This is a genomic window from Streptomyces sp. NPDC002580 (genome assembly GCF_042889485.1).
GTDB lineage: Bacteria > Actinomycetota > Actinomycetes > Streptomycetales > Streptomycetaceae > Streptomyces.
Genome location: NZ_JBIAQZ010000011.1, coordinates 64,633 through 88,450, shown reverse-complemented (window position 1 = coordinate 88,450; position 23,818 = coordinate 64,633). Strand labels below are relative to the sequence as shown.

The window sequence follows — 23,818 nt, the reverse complement described above, 5'->3', positions numbered from 1 at the left end:
GGGCGGCCCGGTACTCCTACCCGCCCGCCCTCCCGACCCGCGTCATCCGCGCCACCGGATCCCCCGCCTCGGCGTTGTCCGTGTCGTAGGTGAGGGTGCTGCCGGTGAGGGTCAGACGTACCTCGTGGCGGCCCTTGGTGCAGACGTCGCGGTTGGACTCGTTCGCCACGCTCGTCGCGACGAGCTGCTTCGCGGTGACCTTCTTGAGGATGAGGACGTCGTCGCAGATGCCGCCGATCTGGTCGGTCTGCCGGAACGTGCCCAACTCCTGTCCCACGGCGGCCCGGTGGACCGTGACGCGGAACGTGCCCATGGGGAGGGCGCCGTGGAGGGCGAGGCCGTCGCCCTCCCAGGTGCCGAGGTAGGCGGCCGGGATCGTGGACGGCTGCCCGTCCGGGGCGGAGGCGCTCGCCGTGGGACCCGGTCCGGGTTGTTCGCTCCCGCTCGCCGTGGGGTCCGCGCCGGGAGGGCTCTCGCCCGCGGTGACCGATGGGCGGGCGCCCGAGGCGCGTCCCTGGTCCCGCGTGCCGCCACCGCCACCCGGCAACAGGTCGAACAGGAACGCCGAGCCGACGGTCGCCGCCGCCAGTGCTCCCGCGACCGCCAGCGCGACCGTGCAGCTCATCCGGCGGCCACGCCCGTCGGCGCCGGGCGCGGAGGTCGCGGCCACGCTGACGGACAGCTTGCCCGGGTGGTCGTGCGGCCGGTCCGTCGTCCCCTCGTGGTGCACGGCGTCCCGCGGCCCGGCCGCCCCGGTCCCGCGCGGTCCGGGGACGTGGACGTACGGCGGCATCGTGGGCGGCGGCCCGAACCCGGCCGGCGGCGGCCCGAACCCACCCCCGGCCCCGCTCCCCGGGACACCCCCGGAACCGGAGCCGGACCCGGTACCCGCCTCCACCGACGGGCTGCTGAACTCCACCGGTCCGGAGAGCGCGACCTCCGCCGCCCCGGCCGCGCCGACGGCCCCGGTCGCCTCGAGGTTCAGCAGCTGTACGGCACTTCGGCTGACCTGCTCGACCAGGGAACCCGGCAGCCATCCCGCCGACACCAGCCGGGCGGCGCCCTGTGGTGCGAGCCGGGCGGCCACCTCGCCCGGAGTGGGCCGCGCCGCCGGTTGCTTGGCGAGGCAGGCCGCCACCAGCTCGCGCAACTCCCCTTCCAGGGAGTCGAGTCGCGGCTCCTCGTGCACCACCTTGTAGAGGAGGGACGCCGAGGAGTCGCCCGGGAACGGGGGCTCGCCCGTGGCGGCGTACGCGAGGACCGCGCCGAGCGAGAAGACGTCCGCGGCTCCCGTGACCCCCTTGCCGAGGATCTGCTCCGGGGACATGTAGCCGGGGGAACCGACCGAGACGCCCGTCGAGGTCAGGGAGGCGGTGCCGTCCGTGGCACGGGCGATGCCGAAGTCGATGAGGAGCGGGCCGTCGAGGGTGAGCAGGACGTTGGAGGGTTTGACGTCGCGGTGGACGAGGCCCAGCGCGTGGACCGCCACGAGTGCCTCGGCGAGACCGGCCCCGAGGACCCGCGCGGAGTGGACCGGCAGCGCTCCGCCGTCCGCGACGGCGGCCGTCAGGGACGGGCCCGCCGCGTAGCCGGTGGCGACCCAGGGGACCGGCGCCTCCGGGTCCGCGTCCAGGACCTGTGCCGTCCACGCGCCGCCCACCCGCCGCGCGGCGTCGACCTCGCGGCGGAAGCGGGCACGGAACTCCTCGTCGAGCGCGAAGTGCGGATGCACGATCTTGACCGCGACCGTACGCCCGCCCGCGCTGCGTCCCAGATACACGCGCCCCATGCCGCCGGAACCCAGCCGGCCGAGCAGCCGGTAGGGCCCCACGACCGTGGGTTCGTCGACTCCGAGCGGCTGCATGGCACTCACGGCTCACCCCTCCCCCGTACACACTGCCCAGCAGCGTAGTGCCGTGTGCGCGCGATGCCCCGAAACTGTCGGCCCGGTTCGGTCCGGTTCGGACCCCGGCCCTACGGCTGGAGGAGCCGTACGTTCACGTCCGCCGGGAAACCGGTGGTGGCGCCGACCCTGCTCGCGAACTCCCGTACGGCCTCCAGCTGCGGGCCGCCGAAGCGGAAGTCGAGCGTCGTGAAGTACCGCTCCAGGACGTCCTCGTCGAAGGCCTCCCAGCGGGCCGCCTGCTCGGCGACCTTGGAGACCTCGTCGAGGGAGAGGTCCCGGGAGGCGAGGAAGGCCTCGTGGACCTTGCGGGTGACGAGCGGCTCGCGCTCCAGGTAGTCACGCCGGGCCGCCCACACGGCGAAGACGAACGGCAGGCCCGTCCACTCCTTCCACAGGGCGCCGAGGTCGTGCACCTGGAGGCCGAACTTCGGCCCGTCCAGCAGGTTGGCGCGCAGCGCCGCGTCGCCGATGAGGACGGCGGCGTCGGCCTCCTGCATCATCAGGCTCAGGTCGGGCGGACACGTGTAGTACGAGGGAGTGACTCCGACCTTCTCCGCCAGCAGCAGCTGGGCGAGCCGCACGGAGGTGCGCGAGGTCGAACCGAGGGCGACGCGGGCGCCGTCCAGCTGGTCGAGGGGGACCTGCGACACGATCACGCAGGACATCACGGGACCGTCGCAGCCGACCGCGATGTCCGGGAAGGCGACCAGGTCGTCGGCGTGCTTGAGGAACTCGACGAGCGTGATCGGCCCGATGTCCAGATCCCCTCGCACCAGTTGCTCGCTGAGCTTCTCCGGGGTGTCCTTCGTGAGCTCGAAGTCGAGGAGCGTGCCCGTTCTCGCGAGCCCCCAGTACAGGGGCAGGCAGTTCAGGAACTGGATGTGGCCGACGCGCGGCCGGGTGCGAGAATTGTCCACATCGCGAGGCTAGACCCCATCCCGCCGGGTGCGGGCTCCAGGGTGGGCGTGTGCTGGTGTAAACCGTCCGGCCCCGTGATGTCAACCTTCGTGACAACCCGAAGTCAACGCATGTCAGAGCCCTCGCCCGAACGGGCCGACTCTCCGGAAACCGTGATCTTCGCCTCTATTGCTTTCGGCTGCCTGCGTGCTAGGCTCGCCGCAAGTTGCAGTTTGGTTTCCCTTGCAGTACAGAGCCTGCGGAGCATGTGACCGCGGGCTCTCGTCGTTTTCAGACGTATGCAGTTGTTTACACAATCGCAGGTTCTGGAGCAGGGCAACCCTTTGGGCCCAAGGAGGGCTTATGGCTACCGGAACCGTGAAGTGGTTCAACGCCGAAAAGGGCTTTGGTTTCATTGCCCAGGAAGGCGGCGGCCCGGACGTCTTCGTCCACTACTCCGCGATCAACGCGAACGGTTTCCGTTCGCTCGAAGAGAACCAGTCGGTTTCCTTCGACGTCACGCAGGGTCCGAAGGGCCCGCAGGCGGAGAACGTCACCCCGCTCTAAGCCTTCGGCTCCATGAGCCCAATGCTTTGATCCGGAACTGATAGCAGTACCCAAGGAGCCCCGCGCCAGCCGGTCGCGGGGCTCCTGCCTTTTCTCCTCCTGAGGCACGCCGGGCAGCCGGGCCCGGCGCGGCCCGGTGCTGCCCGGCTACCGCGCGTACAGGGCCTCGATCTCCTGGGCGAAGTCCTGGGCGATCGCCTCTCTCCGCAGCTTCATCGACGGTGTCAGGTGGCCCGCCGCCTCGGTGAAGTCCCGGGACAGGACGGTGAACCTGCGGATGGACTCGGGGCGCGAGACGAGTCTGTTGGCCTCGTCGACGGCGCGTTGCAGGATGGCCAGCAGTTCGGGGTCGTCCATGACAAGTTCGGCGGGGACCGGGTGCTTGCCGTTCATCCGGCGCCAGTGTGTGATCCCCTCGGCGTCGAGGGTCAGGAGCGCCGAGACGAACGGCCGGCGGTCGCCCAGGACCATGCACTGGGCGATCAGCGGATGGGAGCGGAGGAAGTCCTGCAGGGGCGCCGGGGCGACGTTCTTGCCGCCCGCGGTGATCAGGATCTCCTTCTTGCGGCCGGTGATCGCGAGGTAGCCGCCGTCGTCCAGCTCACCGATGTCGCCGGTCGCGAACCAGCCGTCGGGCGCCGCGTCGACGACCCCGCCGGCGTGCGGGTCCCAGTAGCCGCGGAAGACCTGCGCGCCGCACAGCAGCACCTCCCCGTCGGCGGCGATCCGCACCCGGGTGCCCGGCAGGGGCAGGCCCACCGTGCCGAGGCGCGGTTTGTGCGGGGGTGTGACGGTCGCGGCGGCGGTGGTCTCCGTCAGGCCGTACCCCTCGAAGATCTCGATCCCGGCGCCCGCGTAGAAGGCGGCGAGGCGGCGGCCGAGCGGGGAGCCGCCGCAGATGGCGTGCCGGACCCGGCCGCCGAGGGCGTTCCGGATACGGCGGTAGACGAGCGGGTCGTAGAGGGCGCGGGCCGCCCGCAGGCTCCGGCTCGGGCCGGGACCGGTGCCGTGCTGCTTGGCCTCGACGGCCTCGCCGTACTTCTGGGCGATCCTCGCGGCCCGGTCGAAGGAGGAGCCCCGGCCCATCCGTTCGGCCGTGGCCCGGCCGGTGTTGAAGACCTTCTCCAGGACGTACGGGATGGCCAGCAGGAAGGTCGGCGCGAAGGAGGCCAGGTCCGCGAGCAGTTCCTCGGTCTCCAGGCTCGGGGCGTGGCCGAGTTTCACCCGCGCGCGCAGACAGGCCACCGCCACCATGCGGCCGAAGACGTGCGAGAGGGGGAGGAAGAGGAGGGTGGAGGCGGGCTCCCGGGTACGGGACTTGAAGATCGGGTGGAGCAGTTCCACCGCGTTGTCGATCTCGGCGAAGAAGTTGCCGTGGGTCAGGACGCAGCCCTTGGGGCGGCCGGTGGTGCCCGAGGTGTAGACGAGGGTGGCGAGCGTGTCCGGGCCGAGCATCCCGCGCCGTACGGCCACCTCCTGGTCCGGGACCTCGCGGCCGAGTTCCGCGAGGCGCTCCACGTGGCCCTTCTTGAACACCCACATGTGCCGTAGATCGGGGATGTGTTCGCGCTCGGGGCCGAGTGTCGCGGCCTGTTCCACCGTTTCGACGGCGAGCGCGACGGCCCCCGAGTCCTGGAGGATCCAGCGGGTCTGGAAGGGGGAGGACGTCGGGTAGACGGGCACGGTGACCAGGCCCGCGGCCCAGGCGGCGAAGTCGAGGAGGGTCCATTCGTACGTCGTCCGGGCCATGATGGCGATCCGGTCGCCGGGGACGAGGCCCTCCGCGATGAGTCCCTTGGCCACCGCCAGGACTTCCCCGGCGAACTCCGCTGCGGTCACGTCCGTCCAGCCGCCGGCCGGCGACTTCCGGCTGAGGACCGGCTCGCGCGGGGCCGCGGCCGCGTTGTCGAAGGGGATGTCCGCGAGGGAGCCGTGCGTCACGTGCCCCGCGATCGGCGGTACCGAGACCTCGCGCACGACGCCGTCCAGTCGTCTGATCTCGGGCTCCGGGAGCGGGGGGACGGAGTCGAGGGAGTACGGACTGGACACGGGGCGGCTCCTTGTCGGCCGGAGGCCGGGGGGTGCAAGGCGTGTGAGGGCTCCAGGACGCGTGGGGATGCGCGTCCTCATACGGCCCTGGGAAGCAGGCGGTTCAGGGGGACGTCGGGTGCTCAGGAGGTCCTGGTGCCCCGGTGAGACGGGGAGCCTACGGCGCCCGAGTGTGGGGTTTGTGTTGCTTTGGGTCGGGCGAAGTGCGGGTTACCCGGGGTAGCTGTGTCCTGCCCCGCCGCCGCGGACCCGGCCCCTCCCGCCCCCGGGAGCGCGCCTCCCGGGCACCCGCGCCGATCCCCGGCGGGCCCCGCCCCCGCACCGGCCGCGACGGCACCCCTCGACCCGGCCTCGGCCCTGACGTAGCATTACCCCGGGTAACTTACTCCAGAGTAAATTCCGTCGGAGCGAAGAGTCGGAGAAACCGATGCGCACTCGGCCCCCCGTCCGCACCGAGCCCCGGACCCGCGACCTCGCCTCCCCCGGTTCCCTCACCGCGCTGCTGGCCCGCGGCGCCCTGCTCTCCCCCTTCAAGCGCCCCGGCCCGGACGCCCGGCCCCCCGCCACCCGGCTGACCCTCTCCGGGGTACGGGTCGACCTCGCCCACCTGGCCGCCTACGAGCGGGTGTGCGGGTTCCCCACCGGCAGGGCCGCCCTCCCCGTCACCTATCCGCACGTGCTCGCCTTTCCCCTGGCGATGCGGATCATGACGGGGCGCGCGTTCCCGCTGCCGCTCCTCGGACTGGTGCACACGGCGATCGAGATCACCCAGCACCGGGAGCCCACCACGGCCGCCGCGTACGAACTCGCCGTGCTGGTCGAGAAGCTGGCACCGCACCGGCGGGGCACCGAGGCGACCGTACGGACCGAGGCGCGGGTCCACGGCGAGCTGGTGTGGGAGTCGCGGAGCACCTATCTCGCCCGGCACCGCCCCAGGGACCCCGTCCGGCGGAACACCCCGCGCGGCGCCCCGGGGGAACTCCCGCCGGACATCGGCGAGGTCGCCTCACGCGCGGCCTCGCGGGAGGCCCGGCCGGACTCCCCCCGAACCGCCCCGCCCGGACTTCCGTGGGAGGCGCGGCCGTCGGCCTCTTCCGAGGAGCGGCGGCCGCTGCCCGCCCTCCGCGAGTGGCACCTCGCCGCGGACACCGGCCGGCGCTACGGCGCCGTCTCGGGCGACCGCAATCCCATCCATCTGCATCCCCTCACCGCCCGCCTCTTCGGGTTCCCGCACGCCATCGCGCACGGCATGTGGACCGTCGCGCGCTGCCTCGCCGAGTACGGGCCGCCGGAATCGGTGGGCGTGCGGGCCGAGTTCAGGGCTCCCGTGGCGCTCCCCGGGACGGCGACCTACGCCGCGCGGGGCGCGTCGTTCGAACTCCGCACCGGCGACCGCGTCCATGTGACCGGCGACGTACGGCCGCTCCCCGCGCGCACCGAGTGAACTTCGGTCGAAACAGCGCCCGTTCGGGAACCCTCACCGACTTCGAGGTCCGCGAGGCCCACGGCAGCCACTACTTCGCGCCCTCGGGTCGCCTCGCGTCCTGGGACGATCCGGGACGCGGGCGCGCCGCGCGCCGCCGGCCGGGCGTCAGAGCTCCCCGGCGGGCCGGGCCCCCGGCACTGCGGGGACCACAGGGGCAGCCGGGGCCCCAGGGGCCGGAGGGGTCCAGTGCCGTCCCTGCATGAGGGTGCCGAGGCCCGCCCAGGCGAAGTTCATCAGGGTGGCGGCGGCCTGCCGGGCCGAGACGCCCGGGGTGGCGTTGGCCCACGCGGCCAGCGACTCGGCCGCGCCGACCAGCGCCTCGGCGAGCCCGGCGACCTCCCGCTCGGGCAGCGAGGGGTCACGGTGCGCGGCCCGCGCGGCGTCGGCGATCAACCGCGTGACGAACCGGACCAGTTCCTCGCGCATCGCGGAGACCTCGGCCGCGAAGGGCTCGCCGTGCGTACGCGCCTGGAGGTGCAGGACCGCCCAGCCGTCCGGGTTCTCGGCGGTGTGGGTGAAGAACGCCCGCAGCCCTTCCCAGAGTTGCCGGTCGGCGGGCAGTCCGTCCCGGACACCGGCGCGGACCGCGGCCGTGAGCGTCTTGGCCTCACGCCGGATGCACGCGGTGAACAGGTCTTCCTTCGAGTTCAGGTACAGATAGACCAACGGCTTGGACACGCCCGCCAGTTCGGCGATCTCGTCCATCGACGCGGCCCGGTACCCGCACCGCCCGAAGGTCCGTACGGCCGCGTCCAGCATCTGCTGTTCGCGTACAGCGCGCGGCATCCGTTTGCTCTTCACAGCACCCATGGCGCCAAGCGTACGATCGGCCGCCGCCGCGCCGGGCGCACGGGAGCGTCGGACGGCAGGCGCGGGAGCGTCAGGAGGCCTGACCCCGGGCGCTGTCGGCGGACTCGGCCTGGGCGACGACGGCGTCCTCCTGGTTGCGGTTGCGCTCCAGGTTGGCCTTGGCGCGGTCCACGCGGGCCACGACCTGGGCCGAGGCGCGGTCGCGCTCCCCGCGCAGGACGACGAAACTGATCGGCGCGGAGATCACCAGGGCCAGCAGGACGACCCACATGTAGTTGGAGTCGCCGAGGCCGCGTGGGGCGATGCCCGAGTAGACGAGGCCCCAGACGACCCCGAGGCAGCCCACGAAGATCCCAAGGCGCATCAGTGTGTAGCGGAGCATCTCAATCCACTCTTCCGTTCCGGACATTCCCAAAAGGGCACTGTCCAGTGAAGCACGGCGGGACGACGATCTTGCAGGGGGTCCTGGGTCGCGGGTGCGGGGTCCTCAGCCGCCGAGCGCGAGGGACAGCAGCATCGTGATGTCGTCCCGTTCGTCCCCGGGAGCGACGCGGATCGCGCCGGGCACCCGCCCGACCTCCTTGTACCCGCAGGAGGCGTAGAAGTGTTCCAGCCCCTCGCCGCCCCGGCAGGTCAGCCGGATCGCGTCGACGCCGTCGAGCGTGCCCGCGGCCTCCTCGACCGCCGCGAGCAGGTCGCGCCCGTACCCCTTGCCCTGGTGCCGGGGGTGCACCATCACGGTGTACAGCCAGATCCAGTGCCTCATCAGCCGGTGGGTGTTGCGGGTGAGGAAGGCGGTCGCGGCGACGCCGCCCTCCTCGTCCCGGCCGACCAGGAGCCGGGTGCGGCCCTCCGCCATGGCGACGAAGTGCTTCACCAGTTCGGGACGGACCTCGCCGGCGGTCACCGGCGGCACGAAGCCGACGGAGCCGCCCGCGTTCGAGACGTCCACCCACAGGGCGACGACACCGTCCCGGAGCGCGGGAGTGACCGCCGGGTCCAGTTCGAAGTCCAGCGCCACGTCAGACCCGCATCGGCTGCGGCGACTCCCTGCGCGCCGGGTCCGGTCCGTCGTACTCGCGGATGATCTCGTAGCGGGTGTTGCGCTCCACCGGGCGGAAGCCCGCGTCCCGGATGAGGTCCAGCAGGTCCTCGCGGGTGAGCTTGTTCGGGGTGCCGTAGTTGTCGGCGTCGTGCGTGATCTTGTACTCGACGACCGAGCCGTCCATGTCGTCGGCGCCGTGCTGGAGCGCGAGCTGCGCGGTCTGGACGCCGTGCATGACCCAGAAGACCTTGACGTGCGGGACGTTGTCGAAGAGCAGCCGGGAGACCGCGAAGGTCTTCAGGGCCTCGGCGCCGGTCGCCATCTGGGTACGCGCCTGGAGGCGGTTCCTGACCTTGCCGTCCTTCATGTCCACGAAGTCGTGCTGGTAGCGCAGCGGGATGAAGACCTGGAAGCCGCCGGTCTCGTCCTGGAGCTCACGCAGCCGCAGCACGTGGTCGACGCGGTGGCGGGGCTCCTCGATGTGCCCGTACAGCATCGTGCACGGGGTCTTGAGACCCTTCTCGTGCGCGAGGCGGTGGATGCGCGACCAGTCCTCCCAGTGGGTGCGGTGGTCGACGATGTGCTGCCGGACCTCCCAGTCGAAGATCTCCGCGCCGCCGCCGGTCAGCGACTCCAGACCGGCCTCGATCAGCTCGTCGAGGATCTCCGAGGCCGACAGCCCCGAGATGGTCTCGAAGTGGTGGATCTCGGTGGCCGTGAACGCCTTCAGCGAGACGTCCGGGAGCGCCTTCTTCAGTTCGCTGAGCGAGCGCGGGTAGTAGCGCCACGGCAGGCTCGGGTGCAGGCCGTTGACGATGTGCAGCTCGGTGAGGTTCTCGCCCTCCATCGCCGTGGCGAGGCGGACCGCCTCCTCGATGCGCATCGTGTACGCGTCCTTCTCACCCGGCTTGCGCTGGAACGAGCAGTACGCGCAGGACGCGGTGCACACGTTCGTCATGTTGAGGTGACGGTTGACGTTGAAGTGGACGACGTCGCCGTTCTTCCGCGTGCGCACCTCGTGCGCGAGCCCGCCGAGCCAGGCCAGGTCGTCCGACTCGTACAGCGCGATGCCGTCCTCGCGGGTGAGCCGCTCACCGGCCCGGACCTTGTCCTCCAGCTCGCGCTTGAGCCCGACATCCATGCGATTACCTCTCCCTGTGACGAAACGCTGCCAACCGTACTCCCCCGCCCTCCGGGCGGACCGCCCCCCATCAGGGCCTTCACGCACCCGGGGACGTCCGCCGGTCCCGCTAGTCCTCCTCGGGCAGCTCTCCGACCCGGTTCTCCCACTTCGTGGAGAGCACGATCGTCGTACGGGTCCGGGAGACGCCCTTGGTGCCCGACAGGCGCCGGATGGTCTTCTCCAGACCGTCGACATCGCTCGACCGCACCTTGAGCATGAACGAGTCGTCGCCCGCGATGAACCAGCAGTCCTCGATCTCGCGGAGGTCGCGCAGCCGGTGGGCCACGTCCTCGTGGTCGGCGGCGTCGGAGAGCGAGATGCCGATCAGGGCGGTGACGCCGAGACCGAGCGAGGCCGAGTCGACCGTCGCGCGGTAACCGGTGATGACACCGGCCGCCTCCAGCCGGTTGATGCGGTCGGTGACACTGGGTCCCGACAGACCGACGAGGCGCCCCAGCTCCGCGTAGGAGGCCCGGCCGTTCTCCCTCAGGGCCTGGATGAGCTGCCTGTCCACCGCGTCCATGCGATCGAAGCCTTCCGCTGAAAAGGTCTTGAGAGGTCTGAATGGTCTTGAGGTCTGGAGAGGTCTTGAGGTGTTGAGCTCTTCGGGTCCCGGGGTGTCGCGAAGGTCCGCGGAGGTGCTGAACCCCGGCCGCCCGATGATGCCCGGTGCGTCGTGCGCGTCCGTCAGGGGGTGTCTCCCCGGGAACCGCCCCCGAGTTCGCCCTTCCAGCGGCGGTACAGCCGGTGTTCGACGCCCGCCGCGTCGAGGACCCGCCCGGCGACGAAGTCCACCAGGTCCTGGATGTGGGTGGCTCCCGCGTAGAACGCCGGCGAGGCGGGCAGCACGGTCGCGCCCGCGTCGTCCAGGGAGACCAGGTGACGCAGCGTCTGCCCGTTCAGCGGGGTCTCCCGCACGGCGACGACCAGCTTGCGGCCCTCCTTGAGGGTGACGCTCGCGGCCCGCTGCAACAGGTCCTTGGAGAGGCCGAGGGCGACTCCGGCGACGCAGGCGGTGGACGCGGGCACGATGAGCATGCCCTTGGCCGGGTACGAGCCCGACGAGGGTCCCGCGGCCAGGTCGCCCGCGCTCCAGTGCCGTACGCCGTCGAGACGTTCCTCGGGGACGTCGAAGGTTCCGGGCTTGCCGTCCGCTCCCCGCGCCAGCCATTCGCGCAGGTCAGCACGCCAGTGGGCGTCACGGAACGGGAGACCCGTCTCGTCGAGCAGCGTGAGCCGCGAGGCCCTGCTGACGACCAGGTCGACGCACTCCCCCGCTTCCACCAGCGAACGCAGCACGGCGGCCGCATACGGCGTACCGGACGCGCCGGACACCCCCACGATCCAAGGCCGACGCTGCGATTCTCCTGCGTTCACACCCTGAGCCTACCGGCGCGGCGGCCCCGGCTCAGGACGGGCCGGGGTTCTTCGGGTCCACGGGGAGGCGCGCGGTGCCGATCACCGTACTCACAGGGTCGGACACCGGCCGCACGATCGGCGCCCGCGCACACGAACAGGGCCGTCCCGGTGGAGCCGTTGACCTCGGCGAGCGCCCGCGCGGAACCCGTCCCGCGGTTCGGGTCGTGCCGGACCGTGTGCCGCACGTGGCGGTACACGGCCCGGCGGCTCACCGGCCCGGCTCCGGGGCGGGTGACCCCGCTCCACCGGTCCGGTCCGCCCCGTCGCCCCCGGTGTCCGGCGCGGGCACGCGCAGCCCCCGGGACTCGGCCACCCGCAGGGCGTCGCCGAGGCACTCGGCCACCCTGATGGCCGCGTACCTCACCTCGGTGTACGGGGCCATGGGGTCGTCCAGCACCTCCCGGGCCAGGACGAGAACCTCCGCCCCCGTGGCCAGTTGCCGTTCCTCGACCGTGTCGGCGAGCCGCGTCACCCACCCGTGCGCGCCCCCGGACGACAGGTAGCACGGCTTGCCGTCGGGGGACGGCCAGGGCAGCAGACGCAGGTCCGTGATCCGGCCCGGGGGCTTCGCGCACGGCGTCGGCTCCGTCATGCGAGCACCCCTTCCGCGCCGATCAGATGCCGGTCGAGGTCGATCCCGAAGTCGGCGGCGAGCACCAGGGCGGTACGGCGGCGGCGCTGCCGGGCGCGTTCCTGGTCGTGGGCGGTGAGGTAGGGGCGCACGAGACGGCTCGCGTCCCCGTCGAGCGGCGCGTCGAGGCCGTACGGGGAACGGTGCCGCGGGAGGGAGAGGGGCGCCGCCGGCCGGTGCGGGGCGGCGGCGTACGGCTGCCAGGCGATTCGGGGTCTCGCGCGATGGGTTCCGGTGCCCGGGCCGAGCAGAAGACTCAGGCGGTGGACGGTACGACGGATAAGGTCGAGCATGTCGACGCTCCTCAACCAGCGTTGGCCATGCCCCGGGGCCCTGCCAGGCCGCCGGGGTCTTCCTTTTCGACCTTACCGGTAACCGCGTCCCCCTGCACCCCACTGCGGCATACCGCGTCGGGACGCGGTATGCCGCGTCCCGACTCTGCGGTCAGCGGAGGGGTGCGCCACCGTTGGAGCATGAGTGAATTGCCGCGCTACGAATACGTGAAACTCGCGGACGCCATCGCCGCCGACATCGCGTCCGGCAAGCTGCCTCGGGGAGCCGCGCTACCCGGCGAGCGGGCCATGACGGAGCTGTACAGCGTGAGCATCGGCACCGTGCGCCGCGCCATCGTCGAGCTTCGGAAGCGAGACCTGGTGGCGACCCTGCCCGCGAAGGGGACCTACGTCATCGGGGCGCCCGCGTCACCTGCGGGCGCCCCGGAACAAACCGAAAGCACAGACTGACGGCACCCCGCTCAGACGGTGAGCCCCCGCACCAGCAGATCCAGCAGCGCGCACACGAACAGCGCGATGCCGATGAAACCGTTGACCTGGAAGAACGCCCGGTTCAGGCGGGTCAGGTCGTGCGGCTTCACGATGGAGTGCTCGTAGAGGAACGCGCCCGCGACGATCACCAGGCCGAGCCAGAAGAAGGCACCCGCGCCGGTGGCGAGCCCGTACCAGACGAAGAGGGCCGTCGTCACGGCGTGACAGCCTCGCGCGCCCCGGACGGCGGCGGGGATGCCGAACCGCGCCGGCACCGACATCACGCCGATCTCGCGGTCGGTCTCGACGTCCTGGCAGGCGTAGATGAGGTCGAAGCCGCCGATCCAGACGCCGACCGCGAGGCCGAGGATCACGGCGTCCCACGACCAGGTGCCGGTGACGGCGATCCAGGCGCCGATCGGGCCCATCGCCTGGGCGAGACCCAGGATCGCCTGCGGGAAGTTCGTGAACCGCTTGCCGTACGGGTAGACGACCATCGGGATGACCGCGATGGGCGCCAGCGCCAGGCACAGCGGGTTGAGCAGGGCCGCGGCGGCGAGGAACACGACCAGGGCGACCAGCGCGCCCGTCCAGGCGTGCTTCACGCTCATCGCGCCGGTGACCAGTTCGCGCTGGGCCGTGCGGGGATTGCGGGCGTCGATCTCGCGGTCGATGATCCGGTTCGCCGCCATGGCGAAGGTGCGCAGACCGACCATCGCGACGGTGACGAGGAGCAGTGTCACCCAGTGGATGTTCTTGTCCGCCGCGAACATCGCGGTCAGCGCGGCGATGTAGGCGAAGGGCAGCGCGAACACCGAGTGCTCGATCATGACGAGGCGCAGGAACGCCTTGGTCCGGCCCGGTTGCGGAAGCGCCGCGGAAGCTGAACTCACAGCCCGTACTCCTTCCAACGGCGGTCGACCTTCGACGCCGTCTCCGGGTCGGACAGCACCATCTCGGGCCAGCCGCCGTCCCGGGTGTAGCCCTCCTCGGGCCACTTCCTCGTCGCGTCGATGCCCGCCTTGCCGCCCCAGAACTGCTGGTAGGACGCGTGGTCGAGGTGGTCGACCGGGCCTTCGACGACGGTGAGGTCACGTCCGTAGTCGGTGTTGCCGAGGGCGCGCCAGGCGACCTCGTGCAGATCGTGGACGTCGCAGTCCGCGTCGACGACCACGATGAGCTTCGTCAGGGACATCATGTGGGCGCCCCAGACGGCGTGCATCACCTTCTGGGCGTGCTTGGGGTACTTCTTGTCGATCGCGACGATCGCGCAGTTGTGGAAGCCGCCCGCCTCCGGCAGGTGGTAGTCCACGATGTCCGGGACGATGATCTTCAACAGGGGGAGGAAGAAACGCTCCGTCGCCCGGCCGAGGGGTCCGTCCTCCGTCGGGGGCCGTCCCACCACGATGGACTGGAGCAGCGGCCGCCGGCGCATCGTCACGCAGTCGATGGTCAGCGCCGGGAAAGGCTCCTGCGGGGTGTAGAACCCGGTGTGGTCGCCGAACGGCCCCTCGGGCAGCATCTCGCCCGGCTCCAGCCAGCCTTCGAGGACGACCTCGGCGTTCGCCGGCACCTGGAGCGGCACGGTCTTGCAGTCGACCATCTCGATCCGCTTGCCCTGGAGGAACCCGGCGAAGAGGTACTCGTCGATGTCACCGGGCAGCGGGGCGGTGGAGGCGTACGTCACGGCGGGCGGGCACCCGAAGGCGATCGCCACCGGCAGCCGCTCGCCCCTGCGGGCCGCGACCTGGTAGTGGTTCCGGCTGTCCTTGTGGATCTGCCAGTGCATGCCGATGGTGCGCTTGTCGTGGCGCTGGAGCCGGTACAGACCGAGGTTGCGGATGCCGGACTCGGGGTCCTTGGTGTGGGTGAGCCCGAGGTTGAAGAAGGAGCCGCCGTCGTCGGGCCAGGTGAACAGGGCGGGCAGGGCGTCGAGGTCGACGTCCTCGCCGCGCAGCACCACCTCCTGCACCGGCGCGTCCTTGACCTTCTTCGGCGGGACGTGCGCCATCGCGCCGAGCTTCCCGAAGGCCTCGCGCACCCCGACGAACCCGTGCGGCAGTTCGGGCCTCAGCAGCCCGCCGATCTTGTCGGAGATCTCGGCGTACGACTTCAGGCCGAGGGCCTTCAGCAGACGCCGGTCGGTGCCGAACACGTTCATCGCGAGCGGCATCGCCGACCCGCGCACGTTCTCGAAGAGCAGCGCGGGGCCGCCCGCCTTCTGGACCCGGTCGACGATCTCCCCGACCTCCAGGTACGGATCCACCTCGGCCTTGATGCGCTTGAGGTCACCCTCGCGCTCCAGCGCCCTGAGCAGGGAGCGAAGATCGTCGTAAGCCATGTGTCCAAGTATCGGCCACCGGCTAACCTGTGCCCGTCACCGGGGGGCCCGCGCCGCCCAGCCGTCACTCACTGGGGGAACGTTCGGCCATGCTCAGGTATCTGCCCTTCCTGCTGGTCCTGGCGCTGTGGATCTACGCCTTCATCGACTGCCTGAACACGCCGGAGGAGGAGGTCAGGGGCCTGCCCAAGGTCGTCTGGGTCATCATCATCCTGCTCTTCGGCGAGGTGCTGGTCGGTCCGGTCGCCTGGCTGGTCGCGGGCCGCAACCGCAAGGGTCCGGCGGGCGGTTCCACCCCCTCCGAGTGGCACCGCAACCAGCGGACGGCGTTCGTCGCTCCCGACGACAACCCCGAGTTCCTCGCATCCCTCAAGGCGGACAACCGCAAGGACGAGGCGCTGCTGAAGGACTGGGAGGCCGATCTGCGACGCCGCGAGGACGAGCTGAAGCGGCGCGAGGACCGGGACCGGACCGGGACCGACGAGGATTCCTGACATGGAACTGCGCCTGCTGGTGACCTTCGAGAAGGTCGCGAGCGTGCTGAGCTTCACCCGGGCCGCGACCGAGCTGGCGTACGCGCAGTCCAGTGTGACCAGTCAGATCCGCGCCCTGGAGTCCTCGCTCGGCACGGAACTCTTCGACCGGCTCGGCAGCCGGATCCGGTTGACCGAGGCGGGGACACGGCTGCTGCCCTACGCCCGGCAGATCATCGAGCTGACCGAGGAGGCGCGGGCCGCGGTCGTCGACGCCGAGGAGCCCTCCGGGACGCTCACCGTCGGCACCATGGAGTCCCTGACCTCGTACCGGCTGCCGCCGCTCCTGGAGTTCTTCCACCACCGCCATCCCCGGGTGCGGCTCTCGCTGCGCACGACCATCGGCGACGACACCCGCCGGGCGCTGCGCCAGGGCACGTACGACGTCGGCTTCCTGATGGAGGAGGAGACCGAGCACCCGGGTCTCGAGGTCGCGGTGCTGTCGGTGGAACCGCTCGCGCTGGTCGCCGCCCCCGGTGATCCGCTCACCGGCACGGCACCGGCCACGGCCGACATCCTTCGGCGTCCGCTGCTCGCCACCGAACCCGGCTGCGCCTACCGGGACTTGTTCGAGCGCGAACTCAACTCCCGCGCCCCGGAAGGATCGCCGGTCTCGTTCATGGAGTTCGGCACGATCGAGGCGACCAAGCGGGCCGCGGCGGCCGGCCTCGGTGTCGCGCTGCTTCCCGAGGTGACGGTCGCCGCGGAGCTGGCGCGGGGCGAGCTCGTACGGCTGGGCTGGGAGACGCCGTTCACTCTGTCGACCCAACTGGCGTGGCGGGCCGGGAAGCGGCTGCCGGCTCACGCCCGGCTGTTCGTCGAGCGGGCCCGGCAGCTGATGTCCGAGGAGTCCGGGCGGCCCGGCTGACCCGGACGGTCCGCGCGGTCCCGTCCGCCGGACGGGTCCGGGAGAGCGTGACCTTCAGGCTGGCCGTCACGATCAGCGGGACGCCGAGGGCCTGGACGAGTCCGATGTGGTGGCCGTACACGGCCCAGTCCATGACCATCGCGACGGCCGGGTAGGTGAACGCGAGCACCGCGATCTTCGCGGTCGGGAGCTTGGCGTACGCGGCGTACATCAGGACGTACATCAGCCCCGTGTGGACGACGCCGAGCCCGACCAGCCAGCCCCAGTCCGCGCCGGTGCCGCGCATCGCGCCGAAGTCGGCGAAGGGGAGCAGCAGCGGGATGCCGACGAGCACCTGGACGAGCGCGACGAGATGGGGCCGTACGCCGGTGATCTGCTTGGTGACCAGGGTCGCCAGGCCGTAGAGGAGCGCGGCGAGCAGGGCCTGGCCGACGCCGGTGAGGTACGTTCCGCCGTTCGTGAAGTCGGCCGGGGAGACCCCCGAGACGAGGATCAGGCCGGCGAAGGCCACGGCGATCCAGCCCGCCTTGGCGGCGGTGAGCCGTTCGCGGAAGAGCAGGGCGCCCAGCAGCACCACGTAGAAGGGCTGGGTGTGGTAGACGACGGTCGCGACGGAGATCGAGGTGTTCTCGTACGACTGGAAGAGCAGGACCCAGTTGAAGACGATGAACACCCCGCCGAGCGCGGCGAGTCCGAGCGTGCGCGGGGTGAGGCCGTGGCCCCGGAAGCAGCCCCGGGCCAGCGCGTAGCCGCCGAGGGCGAGCGCCCCGAACAGGACCCGGAAGAACACGACGTCGAAGGGCGAGGCCCCGGACTCGACGACGAAGACGCCGAGGGTGCCGGAGAGCATCATGGCGGCGGTCAGCTGGGCGGCGCCCTTGTTCTCGACTGCGGTGGTGGAGGTCATGCCCCGAAGGTAGGAGCGGGACCCGGCGTCGGGCCACGGGCTGCCGGGGCGTCCTGCCGATGGCACCATCGACGGCTCCGATGGGGGCCCGCCGACGGTGCCGACGGGGTCCTGTCCAGGGTGCCGATGCGCGCCCTCGGCCGCCGGAGAGCGCGGGTCCCGGGAGAATCGGGGGATGGAGCGCATCGATCAGGCACAGGCCCGCGCGTGGCTCGGCACCGCCGTGGCGGAGGCGCGGGCGGGGCTCGCCGAGGGCGGCATCCCCATCGGGGCCGCGCTGTACGGCGCGGACGGCACCCTTCTGGGCCGCGGCCACAACCGCCGTGTCCAGGACGGCGACCCCTCGGCGCACGCCGAGACCGCCGCCTTCCGGGACGCGGGACGGCAGCGGTCGTACCGCGGCACGACCATGGTCACCACCCTGTCGCCCTGCTGGTACTGCAGCGGCCTGGTCCGGCAGTTCGGGATCTCCCGGGTCGTCGTCGGCGAGGCGGCCACCTTCCACGGCGGACACGACTGGCTCGCCGGGCTCGGCGTGGAGATCGTGCTGCTCGACGATCCCGCGTGCACGCGGCTGATGCGGGACTTCGTGGCGGCGAACCCGGTTCTGTGGAACGAGGACATCGGCGGCTGACGCCGGTGACGGCCTGGTGGCGGACCGGCTCCGGCCCGCGCCCGTGGGCCCGCGTCGCGCGGGCTCCGGCGACGCTCAGATCCGCCCGCGCCGACAGCGCGATTCGATCATTACCGGTTGAACAGCGGAACACATGGGCAGCCGAACGGACGACCCGCAGCCTATTCCGAACCAACCGCCCCTTCCTCACCTGTTGTTGATACACCTCACAACAGCACATCGGACCGGGCCGCGGACCAGGGGGAGTTGCGGTGCACACAGGGCTGCACGTCAACGGGGCGCTGTTCGACACCGAACCGCCCGGACTCGCTTCACGACTGGTCGGCCTGCGTCCGTACCAGCTCGGTGCCACGCCGTACGAACATCCCGGCGAACCGCCCTTCGTGGTGTTCGCGGGCGGCCGGGGACTGGGCAAGACGACCGCGCTCCTCGAACTGCGCGACGCCTACCGCGGGCACACGCCCCTCGCCCTGATCGACGGCGAGGACCGGCAGTTCGCCGCGCCGCCCGCCGAACGCCCCGCGGAGTCCTGGTCCCCGGTCGGGCAGGCGCTCACCACGGCGGCGGAGCAGCTCGCCGAACCGGTGAAGGGCGCCGGCCGGATCGGCTTCCCGCGGCTGTCCTCCGGACTGCTGGCCGTGACCGCGGGCGGCTGGAGCACCCACGACGTGCCCCGCCTGCGGCAGGAGGCGGAACGGATCCTGCTGCTCAGCCGGACCGACTCGTGGCTGTCCGGACTCGACGGACGCTGGGTGAGCAAGGCGATCTCCAAGCTCGTCACGTCGATGAGCGGAACGCGTCCCGTGGTGGAGCCGATCATCGAGGCCACCCTGGAGGCGTTCACGGAGGGCGTCGCCCCGGCCCACCGCCGACTGCGCAGGGCGGCCACCTGGTACCGGGACTACCCGGGCGCGGGCGGCAGCCCCAAACTCGCGCTGGTCCTGCTCTCCCGGCACTTCCGGGCGGGCGGCGACTCCCGCAGACACGCCGAACGCCATCTCGTCCGGGCGATGCTGGCGGACCTCGACGACGCCTACGCGGGAGTCGTCCAGCGCTCGAACCGGCACGGACGCCCGGTCCTGCTGATCGACAACGTCCAGGAGCCCGGGGGCCTCGGACTCCTGGAACCGGTGCTGCGCGACCGCGCCGACGGCATCACGGACCAGGTCGTGTTCTTCGCCGCGCTCCGCGGCTACGCGCATCCGGCGCTGCGCAACGCGGGCCGGCTCGCCCTGCCCGAGGCGGCCCGGGAGACCGGCTGGCGTCCGGGGATCTCTCCGTCCTCGCGGGCGTTGCTCGTCGCGCTGCCACCGCAGGCCGTGCCCGGCGGCTGAGGGGACCAGGAGCCCGTACGACGAAGGCCGGCCCCGGTGACGGGGTCACCGGGGCCGGCCGTGTCGCGTCGGGACGGGTCAGACGCCCGCGTAGGAGTGCTTGCCGCTGACGAAGATGTTGACGCCGTAGTAGTTGAACAGCCAGCAGCCGAACGCGGCCAGGGCGATGTAGGCGGCCTTGCGGCCCTTCCATCCGGCCGTGGCCCGAGCGTGCAGGTAGCAGGCGTAGGCGACCCAGGTGATGAACGCCCAGGTCTCCTTGGGGTCCCAGCCCCAGTAGCGGCCCCAGGCGTCGCCCGCCCAGATCGCGCCCGCGATGATCGTGAACGTCCACAGCGGGAAGACGGCGGCGTTCACCCGGTAGGAGAACTTGTCGAGCGAGGCCGAGGCGGGCAGCCGCTCCATGACGGAGGTGGCGAACCTGCCGGGCGTCCCGCCGTTCACGAGCTTGTTCTCGTAGGAGTCCTTGAAGAGGTAGAGCAGCGTGCCGACGGCACCCACGTAGAAGACGGCGCCGCACAGGATCGCGGTCGAGACGTGGATGTACAGCCAGTACGAGTGCAGCGCGGGGACCAGCTGGTCGCTCGCGGTGTACAGGACCGTGACGGCGAGACCGAGGTCGAGCAGGACCGAGGTGACCAGGGGCAGGCCGAGCCAGCGGACGTTCTTCCGCAGCGCGAGCAGCGCGAGGAAGACCCCGACGGCGACGGTGGAGAAGGTGAGGTTGAACTCGTACATGTTGCCCCACGGCGCCCGCCGCACCGACAGGGCGCGGGCGACGACACCGGCCGCCTCGACGGCCCACGCGAGCACGGTGAGGGACACCGCGATGCGCCCGTAGAGGTCGCCCTGCTCGTCCCCGCCGTGCGCGCCGGGCCCGTCGGGCACGTCCCGCGAGCCGGCCGAGGACCGGGTGACGACCTTCGGCCGCTCCAGTACGGCGGTGCCGCCGGCCTTCTGCACGGTGACCTCGGGGGCCGTCGTGTCCGCCTGTCCGCCGGTCGCGGTGAGCGCGCTCGCGGTGCGGGCGACCTTGCTGCGGCTGCCGAAGAGCCACTCGGCGATGAAGGCGAGGAAGGCCAGGGTGTAGACGGCCATCGCGGAGTAGATCAGCGTGTTGCTGATGTTGGCGAGGTGTTCGTTGGTCGCGGTGGCCAGTTCGGTCACGGCGCCCAGGTCGTGGGCGGTGGCGAGCGTCACGGCTTCTCAGCCCCTTCGGCGGCGGATACGGGGGGTTCGGCGTCGGCGTCGGTGGGTGCCGCGTCTTCGTCGGACTTGGTGGGTGCCTGTTCGTGCACGAGCGCGGCCAGGTCGCCGAGCTCCTCGGGGAGTTTCGCGGACTCGCTGCGGCCGAGCCCGGCCATCTCGACGACGGTCACACCGTCGGCACCGGTGGTGGCCCGCACCCAGACACGGCGGCGCTGGATGAACAGCGATCCGGCGAGGCCGAGGATCGCGGCGAACGCTCCGGCCAGCGCCCAGTCACTGCCGGGCTGCTGGGTGACCTGGAAGTTCGCCCACTCCTTGATGTCCTTCTCGAAGGTGATCGAACCGGCTCCGTCCGGCAGCTTCATCGTCTCGCCGGGCCGCAGCCGCGACTTGAGGATGTCGCCCTTCGCGTCCTTGAACTGCTTCATGTGGGAGGTCTCGAGCTGGTACACGTTCTGTGGGAGACCGGCGTCGACCCCGAGGCTGCCGTGGAAGCCGCTCAGCGCGAGCACGGGGTAGTCGAGCGCGGGGAACTGGGAGAACATGTCGCCCTTGCCCGCCCCGGCGAAGGTCGGCACGAAGAAGGCGGAGAAGCCGAGCTGTTCGCTCCTGCCCCGCGCGTCCTTGTAGCCGTCCATGACCTTGACGGCGCCCTGCGAGGTGACGTTGGAGTCGAGCGGCAGCAGCGGCACGGCGCCGTGGAAGACGGTCTCGCCCCTGCCGTCCCGGACGGTCACGACGGGCGCGTAGCCGTGCGCGGTGAGGTAGACCTTCGAGTCGCCGACCACCAGCGGCTCGTTGACCTTGACGACGGCCTTCCGGCCCTTGCCGTAGGCGCCGACGTTGTAGGTGACGGTCGCCTGGTACGTGCGGGGGGTGCCCTTGTTGGGGCCGGTCCGCTCGTAGGTGCCGGTGAAGTTCTTCAGGTCGAAGCTGAACGGCGTGAGGTCGTCGGTGCTGAAGAGGCTGCCGGATTTGAAGTCGTCGTAGGACAGGAGCGTGTTGGAGAAGCCGTCGCCCTCGACGATCAGTTTGTCGCCCTCGGACTTGAAGAGCTGGCCCCAGGCGAAGGCGACGAGCATGACGATCAGCGCGATGTGGAAGAGCAGGTTGCCGGTCTCGCGCAGGTAGCCCTTCTCGGCGGCGACGGCGTCCTTCTCGATGTGCGCCCGGAAGCGCCGCTGCCCGAGGATCTTCAGCGCGGCCTCGCGGACCTGCTCGGGTTCGGCGGCCGTGCGCCAGGTCGCGTACGCGGGCAGTCGGGACAGCCGTTTGGGGGCGCCCGGCGGACGGCCGCGCAACTGCCCGACGAACTGCCAGGTGCGGGGCACGATGCAGCCGATGAGCGAGACGAACAGCAGGATGTAGATCGAGGAGAACCACACCGAGCCGTACACGTGGAACAGGCCGAGCCGGTCGTAGAGCGGGCCGAGCACGCTGTGCGCGTCCTTGAACTCCTGCACCTTCGCCGCGTCGGTGCCGGACTGCGGGATCACGGATCCGGGGATGGCGCCGAGCGACAGCAGGAAGAGCAGAATCAGCGCGACCCGCATCGAGGTGAGCTGGCGCCAGAACCAGCGGGCCCAGCCGACGGCCTCGCGGGCGCTCCAGGCGATCCATCCCGCGGCGCCGGGAGTGCGCGGGCCGCCGAAGGAGCCGGGCACCACCGTCTCCACGGGGGCGGTGGACAGCTGCGAGCCGGCCTCGCCGAGTTCGCCGTCGGCGCTCACCCCGATGTGCCGCTTGGCCGCCGCCGGTTCGGCCGTCCCCTCGGCGCCGGCGCCGGTGTCAGTGTCGGTCGTGCTCATGGATCAGATCCCTACCGTGAAGCCGCTGGACCACGTCTGCATCTGCTGCACCAGGCTGTCCCAGGCGCCTGTGAGCAGGAGCACGCCGGTCACGATCATCATCGTGCCGCCGATGCGCATGACCCAGACGTAGTGGCGCTTGACCCAGCCGAACGCGCCGAGTGCCTTGCGGAAGGCGACAGCGGCGAGGACGAAGGGCACGCCGAGACCGAGGCAGTACGCGACGGTCAGTATGGCGCCACGTCCGGCACTCGCCTCGTTGGAGGAGAGCGCCAGCACGGACGCGAGGGTCGGACCGATGCAGGGCGTCCAGCCGATGCCGAACAGCGCGCCCAGTACCGGTGCCCCGAGCAGACCCGTCACCGGCCGCTTGTGGAAGCGGAACTCGCGCTGGGTCAGCCAGGGCATCAGCCCCATGAAGAAGACGCCCATGAGGATCATGAGCACGCCGAGCACCTTGGACAGCGTGTCCTGGTACGCGAAGAGCGTCGACCCGAAGTAGCCGAACAGGGCTCCGCCGGAGACGAAGACGGCGGTGAAGCCGAGCACGAACAGACTCGCGCCCGCCGCCATCCGCCCGCGTCTGCTGTCCGCCAGATCGGTGCCGCTCACCCCGGTGACGTACGACAGATAGCCGGGGACGAGCGGCAGGACGCACGGCGAGAAGAAGGAGACGAGGCCGCCGAGGACCGCGATCGGCAGCGCGAGCAGCAGGGCACCGTCGGAGACCGTGCCGCTCAGGTCGGCCGAGGCGAGCTGCGTGGACGAGAGGAGGAGGGACACGCCGGTCACTTCTCCGCGAGGACGGGGTCGAGCATCTCGCGCAGCTTGTCCTCGCTGAGCGCCTGGAGCGTACGGGCCGCGATCTTGCCGTCCCGGTCGATGATGAGTGTCGAGGGGATCGTCTGCGGGTTGAGCGTGCCCTTCTTGAACCGGAGCATCAGCTTGCCCGTCGGGTCGTAGAGGCTGGGGTACGTGACCCCTTTCTCCTTCTCGAAGGCCTTCGCGGGGGCGGTGTCGGCGTCACGGGTGTTGATGCCCACGAACTGCACGCCCTGTCCGGCGGTCTCCTTGGCGACCTTGACGAAGTTGGGCGCCTCGGCGCGGCACGGCGGGCACCAGGAGCCCCACACGTTCAGGACGACGACCTTGCCCTTGTAGTCGGCGACGTCGAGTTGCTTGCCGTCGACGGTCGGGCCGGAGAGGTCGGGGGCGGTGTCGCGGGAGCCCTTGGCGACGGTGGAGATGCCGTCCTTGCCGGAGACGAAGTTGCTGTTGCCCGAACCGCCGCTGGTGCCGCCGGATCCGCACGCGGACAGGACGAGCGCGGCGACGGCGGCCCCGGCGGCGTACAGAGCGGCACGGGTGCGGTTCGGGCGCTGGTCTGCGCGGCAGGCGGCACTCATGTGAAAAGTTTCGCATGCCCG

The 23,818-nt window shown here is 71.4% G+C and carries 25 protein-coding genes; 7 read left to right on the top strand and 18 right to left on the bottom strand.

The window, feature by feature from the left end:
- Window positions 1-16 precede the first annotated feature (16 nt).
- Complete coding sequence (locus ACFYW7_RS30310; protein ID WP_389508579.1) at window positions 17-1,864, bottom strand: serine/threonine-protein kinase; 1,848 nt, start codon at window positions 1,862-1,864, stop codon at window positions 17-19.
- Between the two features lie 110 nt (window positions 1,865-1,974).
- Window positions 1,975-2,823: a menaquinone biosynthetic enzyme MqnA/MqnD family protein gene (locus ACFYW7_RS30305; RefSeq protein ID WP_389508161.1), complete on the bottom strand. Its 849-nt coding sequence runs from the start codon at window positions 2,821-2,823 to the stop codon at window positions 1,975-1,977.
- A gap of 343 nt (window positions 2,824-3,166) precedes the next feature.
- Here ACFYW7_RS30305 and ACFYW7_RS30300 point away from each other — a divergent pair, with 343 nt between their 5' ends.
- A complete protein-coding gene (locus ACFYW7_RS30300; protein WP_037627265.1) occupies window positions 3,167-3,370 on the top strand; it encodes a cold-shock protein in 204 nt (67 codons plus the stop codon).
- A gap of 147 nt (window positions 3,371-3,517) precedes the next feature.
- On the opposite strand, the gene ACFYW7_RS30295 is transcribed toward ACFYW7_RS30300, so the two are convergent.
- Window positions 3,518-5,500: an AMP-dependent synthetase/ligase gene (locus ACFYW7_RS30295; protein ID WP_389508159.1), complete on the bottom strand. Its 1,983-nt coding sequence runs from the start codon at window positions 5,498-5,500 to the stop codon at window positions 3,518-3,520.
- 346 nt (window positions 5,501-5,846) lie between these two features.
- Here ACFYW7_RS30295 and ACFYW7_RS30290 point away from each other — a divergent pair, with 346 nt between their 5' ends.
- Window positions 5,847-6,863, top strand: a complete 1,017-nt coding sequence (locus ACFYW7_RS30290) for a MaoC/PaaZ C-terminal domain-containing protein (RefSeq protein WP_389508157.1) — start codon at window positions 5,847-5,849, stop codon at window positions 6,861-6,863.
- Window positions 6,864-7,010: 147 nt separating this feature from the next.
- Here the strand turns inward: ACFYW7_RS30290 and ACFYW7_RS30285 are convergent, their stop codons facing one another.
- The 8 genes from ACFYW7_RS30285 to ACFYW7_RS30250 form a co-directional block, all read right to left on the bottom strand.
- A complete protein-coding gene (locus ACFYW7_RS30285) occupies window positions 7,011-7,715 on the bottom strand; it encodes a TetR/AcrR family transcriptional regulator (RefSeq protein ID WP_389508154.1) in 705 nt (234 codons plus the stop codon).
- 70 nt (window positions 7,716-7,785) lie between these two features.
- Window positions 7,786-8,097: a DUF4229 domain-containing protein gene (locus tag ACFYW7_RS30280; protein WP_389508151.1), complete on the bottom strand. Its 312-nt coding sequence runs from the start codon at window positions 8,095-8,097 to the stop codon at window positions 7,786-7,788.
- 105 nt (window positions 8,098-8,202) lie between these two features.
- Window positions 8,203-8,736, bottom strand: a complete 534-nt coding sequence (locus tag ACFYW7_RS30275) for a GNAT family N-acetyltransferase (RefSeq protein ID WP_389508149.1) — start codon at window positions 8,734-8,736, stop codon at window positions 8,203-8,205.
- A 1-nt stretch (window position 8,737) separates the two neighbouring features.
- On the bottom strand, window positions 8,738-9,901 hold the full coding sequence (mqnE, locus tag ACFYW7_RS30270; protein WP_389508147.1) for an aminofutalosine synthase MqnE: 1,164 nt from the start codon (window positions 9,899-9,901) through the stop codon (window positions 8,738-8,740).
- A gap of 109 nt (window positions 9,902-10,010) precedes the next feature.
- On the bottom strand, window positions 10,011-10,466 hold the full coding sequence (locus ACFYW7_RS30265; protein ID WP_389508145.1) for an Lrp/AsnC family transcriptional regulator: 456 nt from the start codon (window positions 10,464-10,466) through the stop codon (window positions 10,011-10,013).
- 164 nt (window positions 10,467-10,630) lie between these two features.
- Entirely contained in the window at window positions 10,631-11,320 is a 690-nt protein-coding gene (locus ACFYW7_RS30260) for a UbiX family flavin prenyltransferase (RefSeq protein ID WP_389508143.1), read from the bottom strand.
- A gap of 250 nt (window positions 11,321-11,570) precedes the next feature.
- A complete protein-coding gene (locus ACFYW7_RS30255) occupies window positions 11,571-11,954 on the bottom strand; it encodes a hypothetical protein (RefSeq protein WP_389508141.1) in 384 nt (127 codons plus the stop codon).
- Complete coding sequence (locus ACFYW7_RS30250) at window positions 11,951-12,286, bottom strand: hypothetical protein (RefSeq protein ID WP_389508139.1); 336 nt, start codon at window positions 12,284-12,286, stop codon at window positions 11,951-11,953. The genes ACFYW7_RS30255 and ACFYW7_RS30250 overlap by 4 nt, the downstream gene beginning before the upstream one ends.
- Before the next feature lie 180 nt (window positions 12,287-12,466).
- Between ACFYW7_RS30250 and ACFYW7_RS30245 the strand changes: the two genes are divergently transcribed.
- Window positions 12,467-12,736 carry a GntR family transcriptional regulator gene (locus ACFYW7_RS30245; RefSeq protein ID WP_389508136.1) on the top strand — a complete coding sequence of 90 codons (270 nt, stop codon included), beginning with the start codon at window positions 12,467-12,469 and terminating at the stop codon, window positions 12,734-12,736.
- Window positions 12,737-12,747: 11 nt separating this feature from the next.
- Here ACFYW7_RS30245 and mqnP read toward each other — a convergent pair whose 3' ends face one another.
- Together mqnP and ACFYW7_RS30235 are read right to left on the bottom strand one after the other, a co-directional pair.
- Window positions 12,748-13,650, bottom strand: a complete 903-nt coding sequence (gene mqnP, locus ACFYW7_RS30240; protein WP_389508134.1) for a menaquinone biosynthesis prenyltransferase MqnP — start codon at window positions 13,648-13,650, stop codon at window positions 12,748-12,750.
- Window positions 13,647-15,098, bottom strand: a complete 1,452-nt coding sequence (locus ACFYW7_RS30235; protein WP_389508132.1) for a menaquinone biosynthesis decarboxylase — start codon at window positions 15,096-15,098, stop codon at window positions 13,647-13,649. The genes mqnP and ACFYW7_RS30235 overlap by 4 nt, the downstream gene beginning before the upstream one ends.
- An 89-nt stretch (window positions 15,099-15,187) precedes the next feature.
- Here ACFYW7_RS30235 and ACFYW7_RS30230 point away from each other — a divergent pair, with 89 nt between their 5' ends.
- The gene (locus ACFYW7_RS30230; RefSeq protein WP_389508130.1) at window positions 15,188-15,592 is read left to right on the top strand and encodes a PLD nuclease N-terminal domain-containing protein; all 405 of its coding nucleotides are present in this window, start codon (window positions 15,188-15,190) and stop codon (window positions 15,590-15,592) included.
- A 1-nt stretch (window position 15,593) separates the two neighbouring features.
- Window positions 15,594-16,499 (top strand): LysR family transcriptional regulator, encoded by a 906-nt coding sequence (locus ACFYW7_RS30225; RefSeq protein WP_389508128.1) that lies wholly within the window; start codon window positions 15,594-15,596, stop codon window positions 16,497-16,499.
- Here the strand turns inward: ACFYW7_RS30225 and ACFYW7_RS30220 are convergent.
- A complete protein-coding gene (locus ACFYW7_RS30220; RefSeq protein ID WP_389508126.1) occupies window positions 16,384-17,406 on the bottom strand; it encodes a DMT family transporter in 1,023 nt (340 codons plus the stop codon). The genes ACFYW7_RS30225 and ACFYW7_RS30220 overlap by 116 nt on opposite strands.
- A gap of 175 nt (window positions 17,407-17,581) precedes the next feature.
- Here ACFYW7_RS30220 and ACFYW7_RS30215 point away from each other — a divergent pair, with 175 nt between their 5' ends.
- Both ACFYW7_RS30215 and ACFYW7_RS30210 read left to right on the top strand, forming a co-directional pair.
- Window positions 17,582-18,040, top strand: a complete 459-nt coding sequence (locus tag ACFYW7_RS30215; protein ID WP_389508124.1) for a nucleoside deaminase — start codon at window positions 17,582-17,584, stop codon at window positions 18,038-18,040.
- A 251-nt stretch (window positions 18,041-18,291) separates the two neighbouring features.
- A complete protein-coding gene (locus ACFYW7_RS30210) occupies window positions 18,292-19,374 on the top strand; it encodes a hypothetical protein (protein WP_389508122.1) in 1,083 nt (360 codons plus the stop codon).
- A gap of 78 nt (window positions 19,375-19,452) precedes the next feature.
- Here ACFYW7_RS30210 and ccsB read toward each other — a convergent pair whose 3' ends face one another.
- Genes ccsB through ACFYW7_RS30190 form a run of 4 tightly spaced genes read right to left on the bottom strand, consistent with a single transcriptional unit; the run spans window position 19,453 to window position 23,797 of the window.
- The gene (gene ccsB, locus ACFYW7_RS30205; RefSeq protein ID WP_389508120.1) at window positions 19,453-20,574 is read right to left on the bottom strand and encodes a c-type cytochrome biogenesis protein CcsB; all 1,122 of its coding nucleotides are present in this window, start codon (window positions 20,572-20,574) and stop codon (window positions 19,453-19,455) included.
- Window positions 20,571-22,391: a cytochrome c biogenesis protein ResB gene (locus ACFYW7_RS30200; protein WP_389508118.1), complete on the bottom strand. Its 1,821-nt coding sequence runs from the start codon at window positions 22,389-22,391 to the stop codon at window positions 20,571-20,573. The genes ccsB and ACFYW7_RS30200 overlap by 4 nt, the downstream gene beginning before the upstream one ends.
- 3 nt (window positions 22,392-22,394) lie before the next feature.
- Window positions 22,395-23,174, bottom strand: coding sequence for a cytochrome c biogenesis CcdA family protein (locus ACFYW7_RS30195; protein WP_389508116.1), 780 nt, complete (start codon window positions 23,172-23,174; stop codon window positions 22,395-22,397).
- 5 nt (window positions 23,175-23,179) lie between these two features.
- Window positions 23,180-23,797 carry a TlpA family protein disulfide reductase gene (locus ACFYW7_RS30190; RefSeq protein ID WP_389508114.1) on the bottom strand — a complete coding sequence of 206 codons (618 nt, stop codon included), beginning with the start codon at window positions 23,795-23,797 and terminating at the stop codon, window positions 23,180-23,182.
- Between the last annotated feature and the right edge of the window lie 21 nt (window positions 23,798-23,818).

Coding starts and splice junctions, on each gene's coding strand:
- ACFYW7_RS30310 (WP_389508579.1), bottom strand. CDS start 1,864: ATGCAGCCGCTCGGAGTCGACGAACCCACGGTCGTGGGGCCCTACCGG.
- ACFYW7_RS30300 (WP_037627265.1), top strand. CDS start 3,167: ATGGCTACCGGAACCGTGAAGTGGTTCAACGCCGAAAAGGGCTTTGGT.
- ACFYW7_RS30295 (WP_389508159.1), bottom strand. CDS start 5,500: ATGAGGACGCGCATCCCCACGCGTCCTGGAGCCCTCACACGCCTTGCA.
- ACFYW7_RS30290 (WP_389508157.1), top strand. CDS start 5,847: ATGCGCACTCGGCCCCCCGTCCGCACCGAGCCCCGGACCCGCGACCTC.
- ACFYW7_RS30285 (WP_389508154.1), bottom strand. CDS start 7,715: ATGGGTGCTGTGAAGAGCAAACGGATGCCGCGCGCTGTACGCGAACAG.
- ACFYW7_RS30280 (WP_389508151.1), bottom strand. CDS start 8,097: ATGCTCCGCTACACACTGATGCGCCTTGGGATCTTCGTGGGCTGCCTC.
- mqnE (WP_389508147.1), bottom strand. CDS start 9,901: ATGGATGTCGGGCTCAAGCGCGAGCTGGAGGACAAGGTCCGGGCCGGT.
- ACFYW7_RS30265 (WP_389508145.1), bottom strand. CDS start 10,466: ATGGACGCGGTGGACAGGCAGCTCATCCAGGCCCTGAGGGAGAACGGC.
- ACFYW7_RS30255 (WP_389508141.1), bottom strand. CDS start 11,954: ATGACGGAGCCGACGCCGTGCGCGAAGCCCCCGGGCCGGATCACGGAC.
- ACFYW7_RS30250 (WP_389508139.1), bottom strand. CDS start 12,286: ATGCTCGACCTTATCCGTCGTACCGTCCACCGCCTGAGTCTTCTGCTC.
- ACFYW7_RS30245 (WP_389508136.1), top strand. CDS start 12,467: ATGAGTGAATTGCCGCGCTACGAATACGTGAAACTCGCGGACGCCATC.
- ACFYW7_RS30235 (WP_389508132.1), bottom strand. CDS start 15,098: ATGGCTTACGACGATCTTCGCTCCCTGCTCAGGGCGCTGGAGCGCGAG.
- ACFYW7_RS30230 (WP_389508130.1), top strand. CDS start 15,188: ATGCTCAGGTATCTGCCCTTCCTGCTGGTCCTGGCGCTGTGGATCTAC.
- ACFYW7_RS30225 (WP_389508128.1), top strand. CDS start 15,594: ATGGAACTGCGCCTGCTGGTGACCTTCGAGAAGGTCGCGAGCGTGCTG.
- ACFYW7_RS30220 (WP_389508126.1), bottom strand. CDS start 17,406: ATGACCTCCACCACCGCAGTCGAGAACAAGGGCGCCGCCCAGCTGACC.
- ACFYW7_RS30215 (WP_389508124.1), top strand. CDS start 17,582: ATGGAGCGCATCGATCAGGCACAGGCCCGCGCGTGGCTCGGCACCGCC.
- ACFYW7_RS30200 (WP_389508118.1), bottom strand. CDS start 22,391: ATGAGCACGACCGACACTGACACCGGCGCCGGCGCCGAGGGGACGGCC.
- ACFYW7_RS30190 (WP_389508114.1), bottom strand. CDS start 23,797: ATGAGTGCCGCCTGCCGCGCAGACCAGCGCCCGAACCGCACCCGTGCC.